The sequence below is a fragment of the Enterobacter sp. MGH 4 genome, assembly GCF_000534735.1.
GTDB classification, from domain to species: Bacteria; Pseudomonadota; Gammaproteobacteria; order Enterobacterales; family Enterobacteriaceae; genus Enterobacter; species Enterobacter intestinihominis.
This window is the reverse complement of sequence record NZ_KI973294.1, coordinates 455,038-462,487: the sequence shown is the minus strand read 5'-3', so window position 1 is coordinate 462,487 and position 7,450 is coordinate 455,038. Positions and strand designations below refer to the sequence as shown.

Sequence of the window (7,450 nt, the reverse complement as noted above, 5' to 3'; positions counted from 1 at the left end):
AGTGGTGCCCGGACTCGGAATCGAACCAAGGACACGGGGATTTTCAATCCCTTTGAAACTGCTTATGAACTGCTTTTTTCAACTTTTGAGAAAGGGCTTTTTGGCTGGATTGCCTTGCAAAAGACACACATTCTCACCAATGTATTATGATTAAATCGTTTATAAAGAAATCAATCTAACCCTGCCAGAATCCTACCATGTGATATCTATCATAGATCACCCTACTTTGGGTAATGACTCCAACTTATTGATAGTGTTTTATGTTCAGATAATGCCCGATGACTTTGTCATGCAGCTCCACCGATTTTGAGAACGACAGCGACTTCCGTCCCAGCCGTGCCAGGTGCTGCCTCAGATTCAGGTTATGCCGCTCAATTCGCTGCGTATATCGCTTGCTGATTACGTGCAGCTTTCCCTTCAGGCGGGATTCATACAGCGGCCAGCCATCCGTCATCCATATCACCACGTCAAAAGGTGACAGCAGGCTCATAAGACGCCCCAGCGTCGCCATAGTGCGTTCACCGAATACGTGCGCAACAACCGTCTTCCGGAGCCTGTCATACGCGTAAAACAGCCAGCGCTGACGCGATTTAGCCCCGACATAGCCCCACTGTTCGTCCATTTCCGCGCAGACGATGACGTCACTGCCCGGCTGTATGCGCGAGGTTACCGACTGCGGCCTGAGTTTTTTAAGTGACGTAAAATCGTGTTGAGGCCAACGCCCATAATGCGGGCGGTTGCCCGGCATCCAACGCCATTCATGGCCATATCAATGATTTTCTGGTGCGTACCGGGTTGAGAAGCGGTGTAAGTGAACTGCAGTTGCCATGTTTTACGGCAGTGAGAGCAGAGATAGCGCTGATGTCCGGCAGTGCTTTTGCCGTTACGCACCACCCCGTCAGTAGCTGAACAGGAGGGACAGCTGATAGAAACAGAAGCCACTGGAGCACCTCAAAAACACCATCATACACTAAATCAGTAAGTTGGTAGTATCACCAAGCCCTCATAAGGTGCTAAACTCCCGCAATTTAAGATTGCTCTTATCACCATGAAGTTTAAGCGATGTATCAGATGGATATGAACTTATCAACTATTTACAAGAACCAAGCATTACGGTACTGCATGGTAGGCGGCATGAATACCCTCGTTACAGCCTTCGTGATTATTACTCTCACGGCGCTTGGTTGCGGCCTATACCTTTCTAATTTGTTTGGATATGTTGTGGGTATCTTAGTTAGTTACGCCCTCAATACATATTTCACCTTTTCCTCACGACCTACGCTGCGAAGATTAACAAAGTTCATATTTTGCTGCGCATACTGTTATCTTATTAACATAATAGCCATGAGGCTTGCCATAGGAATAGGTATGGAAAACAAATATATCATCCAGTTGATAGGGATGTTTTTTTACACCGCATCAGGTTTTTTTATAAATAAACTTTGGGTAATGAAATAATGAATGCGCCAGTTCTTTCAATAGTCGTGCCTTGCTATAACGAGCAGGAGGTTTTTAATCTTTGCCTATCTGAGTTATCTTCGCGCTTAGAAGAAATGATAGAAAATAATAAAATTGCAAGAACAAGTGATATTGTTTTCGTTGATGACGGAAGCAAAGATGACACTTGGGCTTTAATTGAAAAAGCATCTATTTCTAGCCATCATGTCAAGGGCGTTAAGCTATCTAGAAATAAAGGCCATCAGACAGCATTAATGGCAGGCCTTTCCTCATGCACTAAATCTGATATCACAGTAAGTATCGACGCAGATCTTCAAGATGATACATCTGTAATTGAGAAAATGGTTGATACCTATCATTCTGGCAGTGACATTGTATATGGCGTTAGGAATGACAGAACTTCAGACAGTTTATTTAAGAAAATCACCGCTGAGACTTTCTATAAAGTGATGACAAAACTTGGTGTAAATCAGGTAGAAAATCATGCTGACTTCAGATTGCTAAGCCGTAGAGCACTTGATTCACTTTTGCAGTACAAAGAGCAGAATCTATATATTCGAGGCCTTATACCTCTTATTGGATATCCTAGTGACAAAGTTTACTACTCACGACACGAACGAGTTGCTGGTGAGTCAAAATATCCCCTAAGAAAGATGCTTGCCTTAGCTCTTGAGGGGATAACATCTTTTTCCGTGACCCCACTAAGAATTGTCACTGCACTCGGTTTTATAATATCAATATTTTCTACAGTCGGCGTTTTCTATACATTAATGCAGTATTTCTTGGGGCATACAGTAAGTGGCTGGGCGTCGATGATCTTGGCAATTCTTTTTATTGGTGGGGTTCAGATGCTTTGCCTTGGCATTATTGGTGAGTACGTAGGCAAGATTTATATGGAAAGCAAGAAAAGACCTAAGTTTTTCATCGAAAAATCAACACATCAGTAAGGTTAAAAAAATGACATCTAAATTCAGACCTTTCCCTTTTTTCTTTGCTGTGCTTGGGAAGGTGCGAATAAGCGGGGAAATTCTTCTCGGCTGACTCAGTCATTTCATTTCTTCATGTTTGAGCCGATTTTTTCTCCCGTAAATGCCTTGAATCAGCCTATTTAGACCGTTTCTTCGCCATTTAAGGCGTTATCCCCAGTTTTTAGTGAGATCTCTCCCACTGACGTATCATTTGGTCCGCCCGAAACAGGTTGGCCAGCGTGAATAACATCGCCAGTTGGTTATCGTTTTTCAGCAACCCCTTGTATCTGGCTTTCACGAAGCCGAACTGTCGCTTGATGATGCGAAATGGGTGCTCCACCTTGGCCCGGATGCTGGCTTTCATGTATTCGATGTTGATGGCCGTTTTGTTCTTGCGTGGATGCTGTTTCAAGGTTCTTACCTTGCCGGGGCGCTCGGCGATCAGCCAGTCCACATCCACCTCGGCCAGCTCCTCGCGCTGTGGCGCCCCTTGGTAGCCGGCATCGGCTGAGACAAATTGCTCCTCTCCATGCAGCAGATTACCCAGCTGATTGAGGTCATGCTCGTTGGCCGCGGTGGTGACTAGGCTGTGGGTCAGGCCACTCTTGGCATCGACACCAATGTGGGCCTTCATGCCAAAGTGCCACTGATTGCCTTTCTTGGTCTGATGCATCTCCGGATCGCGTTGCTGCTCTTTGTTCTTGGTCGAGCTGGGTGCCTCAATGATGGTGGCATCGACCAAGGTGCCTTGAGTCATCATGACGCCTGCTTCGGCCAGCCAGCGATTGATGGTCTTGAACAATTGGCGGGCCAGTTGATGCTGCTCCAGCAGGTGGCGGAAATTCATGATGGTGGTGCGGTCCGGCAAGGCGCTATCCAGGGATAACCGGGCAAACAGACGCATGGAGGCGATTTCGTACAGGGCATCTTCCATGGCACCGTCGCTCAGGTTGTACCAATGCTGCATGCAGTGAATACGCAGCATGGTCTCCAGCGGATAGGGCCGTCGGCCATTGCCCGCCTTGGGATAAAACGGCTTGATGACAGCGGTCATATTCTGCCATGGCAGAATCTGCTCCATGCGGGAGAGGAAAATCTCTTTTCGGGTCTGACGGCGCTTAGTGCTGAATTCACTATCGGCGAAGGTGAGTTGATGACTCATGATGTCCCTCTGGGATGCGCTCCGGATGAATATGATGATCTCATATCAGGAACTTGTTCGCACCTTCCCTAATAGTTAGAGGTTTTGACCTGCCCTCCGTTGATTAAGGGCAGCGTTGAATTTGCTTGTTGAACTCACAGTTCAGGTCCGACACTTAGGTTTAGTAGTCCAATATGTTTAATTACTACGGATAAACCATTTTATGATGGCGTGGAGGACGGGGGATTCTAGTAACGGTAAGAAGTGAAAGGGCAAGAAGAGCTTGTTCCAGGTGGACGGACTGGTGAAGATCCCCATGTGGAGAGGGTTGCCGCCAGGTATCCCCGCTTGCTATTGGGGATTTTCCCATCTTATTCCCCGCGACAAAATCACGTTAAGACCAGCGGATTAAGGCGAAATGATAATTCCCCCGTTTCCCCCGTGTTTTCTACTTCACTATGAATGATTTGAGAGAAAGGAACCGTAGAGGACCGTAGAAAGACCGTAGCTGTGTGGTTAGAAAAAGGTATATCAGAGGATGTTGAGGTGTCTAAATGTAACGAACATCTGCAAAAATGGTGAAAAATCCAGCAAGAAAATAACGTGTTGCAACGACCAGAAATCTACCGTAGCTAAGAAAGGAAAAAGCCCCGCTTTTCAGCGAGGCCTTATGAATATTGGTGCCCGGACTCGGAATCGAACCAAGGACACGGGGATTTTCAATCCCCTGCTCTACCGACTGAGCTATCCGGGCAACGGGGCGCATTAAACCCGATCCGCCCTCCGACGTCAACGAAATTTGTTGTTTTCGTTGCAGACTGCACACTCTCTCACCATTTCGTCGCAAACTTAAGCGAAAAAGTGCGTCCAGAGCGCGGAAAGCGGCATCGCGAGCAGCAGGGCTGGGAGCATGTTCACCACTGCAAACATCTTGATGCCACAGATGCGCAGCCCTGTCGCCAGCAGCAGCAGGCCGCCGACGGCGGTAAAGTCCGCCATCATCGCAGGCGTCGTCAGCGGCAGGATCAGCGTGGCGCAGGTGGCCAGCGCCAGCTGAATAAGCAGCATCGGTACACAAATCGCCGCCACGGCGATGCCGAGGGTGGTGGCAAAGATGGTGGCAGTAAAGAAATCCAGAAACGCTTTCGCAATCAGTATGCTGGGATCGCCGGTCATCCCTTCCTGCATCGAACCGAATATCCCCGTGCCGCTGGCGCAGAACAGAATAATGATCGCAACGTAGTTCTGAATAAACGACTCGTGCGTGCCGTGCTTTGCCTTGCCCGGTCGGGCAATCAGATTTTTGGCTTTGCCTACCGCGTGATTAATGCCTTTTTCCAGATAGCAAAACTCGCCGATCAGCGCGCCGAGCAGTGTCGCCAGTACCATCACCGGCAGGTTGGCGCATTTCACCACTAAAAGGATACCAATCCCTAACGACGCCAGGCCAAAAATGGAGGGCATGGAGACGCGAATACGCTCCGGCAACCGCTGACTTAATACTGCCCCAAGTACACCGCCCAGCAATACGGCTCCCGCATTGATAAAGGGTCCAATCACCACGTTTAACTCCTGTTATTTAAGCACTGGCATTGCATGATTATGGCACGTCCGTCCCTGATTATGCTTAGCTTTGGGAGGCGTAACGCATACTGATTCCTTCTTGCACCTGAAAATAAAAGGTGACATGATTGCGCGAATTTTCTCCTTCCTGTCTCACCGTTCGGTGAGGGTATTTGCGCTTATGAAAACCATGAAAATTGCCGTCAGCCGTGAGCTGGTATCCATAGTTTCTACGCATCGCGAAAAGGTTATGCTGGATAACACCGATTTCACCGATGTGGCGGCAGTCGTCATTACGGTTGTTGAAAGCTACAGCGGCATTCTTGCGTTGCTGAAGCGTACGGGCTTTCAGCTACCGGTATTTATGTTCTCAACAGAGCCAGGAGAGGTGCCAGAGGGTGTCACGGCGATCATCTCGGGTAAAGCACAAGAATTGCTGGAACTGGAATCTGCCGCCTGCCGGTATGAAGAGAACCTGCTGCCACCCTTTTTTGACACCCTGAGCCAGTATGTGGCGATGGGAAACAGCACCTTTGCCTGTCCGGGTCACCAGCACGGCGCCTTTTTTAAAAAACATCCCGCCGGGCGGCAGTTTTACGACTTCTTCGGTGAAAACGTGTTTCGTGCCGATATGTGCAATGCCGACGTGAAGCTCGGTGATTTGCTGATCCACGAAGGTTCTGCCAAGCACGCGCAAAAGTTCGCGGCGAAAGTGTTCAACGCGGATAAAACCTACTTCGTGCTGAACGGCACGTCGGCGGCCAATAAAGTGGTGACCAATGCGCTGCTGACCCGTGGCGATCTGGTGCTGTTCGATCGTAACAACCATAAGTCCAACCATCATGGGGCGCTGATCCAGGCCGGGGCAACGCCTGTCTATCTTGAGGCAGCCCGTAATCCGTTTGGTTTTATCGGCGGGATCGATGAACACTGCTTTGATGAGGCCTGGCTGCGGGAAATGATCCGTGACGTCGCACCGCAGAAAGCCGCCGAGGCGCGCCCATTCCGTCTGGCGATCATTCAGCTCGGCACCTACGACGGCACGATCTACAACGCCCGTCAGGTGATCGACAAGATCGGTCACCTTTGCGACTACATCCTCTTTGACTCCGCCTGGGTCGGCTACGAGCAATTTATCCCGATGATGGCGGAAACGTCTCCGCTTCTGCTGGAACTGAACGAGAACGATCCGGGAATTTTCGTGACCCAGTCGGTCCACAAACAGCAGGCCGGGTTCTCGCAAACCTCACAGATCCATAAAAAGGATAACCATATTCGCGGTCAGTCGCGCTTCTGCCCGCACAAGCGGCTGAACAATGCGTTCATGCTGCATGCCTCCACCAGCCCGTTTTACCCGCTGTTTGCGGCGCTGGACGTGAACGCCAAGATCCACGAGGGTGAGAGCGGACGCAGGTTGTGGGCTGAGTGCGTCGAGCTGGGCATTGAAGCGCGCAAAGCCATTATCGCCAACTGCAATATGATCAAACCCTTTATCCCACCGGTGGTGGCGGGGCGGCCATGGCAGGATCACCCCACGCATGCCATCGCCAGCGAGCGTCGCTTCTTTAGTTTTGAACCGGGTGCAAAATGGCACGGTTTTGAAGGCTATGCCCGCGAGCAGTATTTCGTCGATCCGTGCAAGCTGCTGCTGACCACGCCGGGCATTGATGCGGAAACAGGGCACTATACCGATTTCGGCATTCCGGCGACCATTCTCGCCCACTACCTCCGCGAAAACGGCATTGTGCCGGAGAAGTGCGATCTCAACTCCATCCTGTTCCTGCTGACGCCAGCCGAGAGCGCGGAGAAGCTAATGCAACTGGTGGCGATGCTGGGGCAGTTTGAACAGCATATTGAAGACGATACGCCGCTCGTGGATGTGCTGCCGACCATCTATCAGAAATACCCGGTGCGTTACCGCGACTATACGATCCGTCAGCTGTGCCAGGAGATGCACGATCTCTACGTCAGCTTTAACGTGAAGGATTTACAGAAGGCGATGTTCCGCCAGGAGAGCCTGCCTGCCGTGGTGATGAACCCGCAGGATGCCAACCAGGAGTACATTCGCGGGAACGTCGAACTGGTGCGTATTCGTGACGCCGAAGGACGCATTGCCGCCGAAGGTGCGCTGCCATACCCGCCGGGCGTGCTGTGCGTGGTACCGGGGGAAGTCTGGGGTGGAGCAGTACAGCGCTACTTCCTGGCGCTGGAAGAGGGCATTAATATGCTGCCGGGTTTCTCGCCAGAGTTGCAGGGCGTTTACAGCGAGAAGGATGCCGACGGGATCAAGCGACTGTATGGGTACGTGTTAAAGTAGGGC

6 protein-coding genes and 1 tRNA gene are annotated in these 7,450 nt (G+C 50.4%); 3 read left to right on the top strand and 4 right to left on the bottom strand.

The window, feature by feature from the left end:
• Positions 1 to 244 precede the first annotated feature (244 nt).
• Positions 245 to 942, bottom strand: a protein-coding gene (locus tag L350_RS06060; RefSeq protein ID WP_103215986.1) for an IS1-like element IS1A family transposase whose coding sequence is annotated in 2 segments (ribosomal slippage) — positions 245 to 693 and positions 693 to 942 — 699 coding nt in all. Because the reading frame shifts where the segments join, the coding sequence is not laid out codon by codon here.
• A 120-nt stretch (positions 943 to 1,062) separates the two neighbouring features.
• On the opposite strand from L350_RS06060, the gene L350_RS0122560 reads away from it, so the two are divergent.
• Positions 1,063 to 1,458, top strand: a complete 396-nt coding sequence (locus L350_RS0122560; protein WP_306792277.1) for a GtrA family protein — start codon at positions 1,063 to 1,065, stop codon at positions 1,456 to 1,458.
• Positions 1,458 to 2,405 carry a glycosyltransferase family 2 protein gene (locus L350_RS06065; RefSeq protein WP_032626190.1) on the top strand — a complete coding sequence of 316 codons (948 nt, stop codon included), beginning with the start codon at positions 1,458 to 1,460 and terminating at the stop codon, positions 2,403 to 2,405. The genes L350_RS0122560 and L350_RS06065 overlap by 1 nt, the downstream gene beginning before the upstream one ends.
• A gap of 202 nt (positions 2,406 to 2,607) precedes the next feature.
• Here L350_RS06065 and L350_RS06070 read toward each other — a convergent pair whose 3' ends face one another.
• The 3 genes from L350_RS06070 to L350_RS06080 all read right to left on the bottom strand — a co-directional run bounded on the left by L350_RS06070 (position 2,608) and on the right by L350_RS06080 (position 5,130).
• Positions 2,608 to 3,588, bottom strand: coding sequence for an IS5-like element IS5 family transposase (locus L350_RS06070; RefSeq protein ID WP_001575870.1), 981 nt, complete (start codon positions 3,586 to 3,588; stop codon positions 2,608 to 2,610).
• Positions 3,589 to 4,245: 657 nt separating this feature from the next.
• Positions 4,246 to 4,321 (bottom strand) — tRNA-Phe (locus tag L350_RS06075).
• Between the two features lie 95 nt (positions 4,322 to 4,416).
• The gene (locus L350_RS06080; RefSeq protein ID WP_003862452.1) at positions 4,417 to 5,130 is read right to left on the bottom strand and encodes a DUF554 domain-containing protein; all 714 of its coding nucleotides are present in this window, start codon (positions 5,128 to 5,130) and stop codon (positions 4,417 to 4,419) included.
• 181 nt (positions 5,131 to 5,311) lie between these two features.
• On the opposite strand from L350_RS06080, the gene L350_RS06085 reads away from it, so the two are divergent.
• On the top strand, positions 5,312 to 7,447 hold the full coding sequence (locus tag L350_RS06085; protein ID WP_032626209.1) for an ornithine decarboxylase: 2,136 nt from the start codon (positions 5,312 to 5,314) through the stop codon (positions 7,445 to 7,447).
• Positions 7,448 to 7,450: the final 3 nt, after the last annotated feature.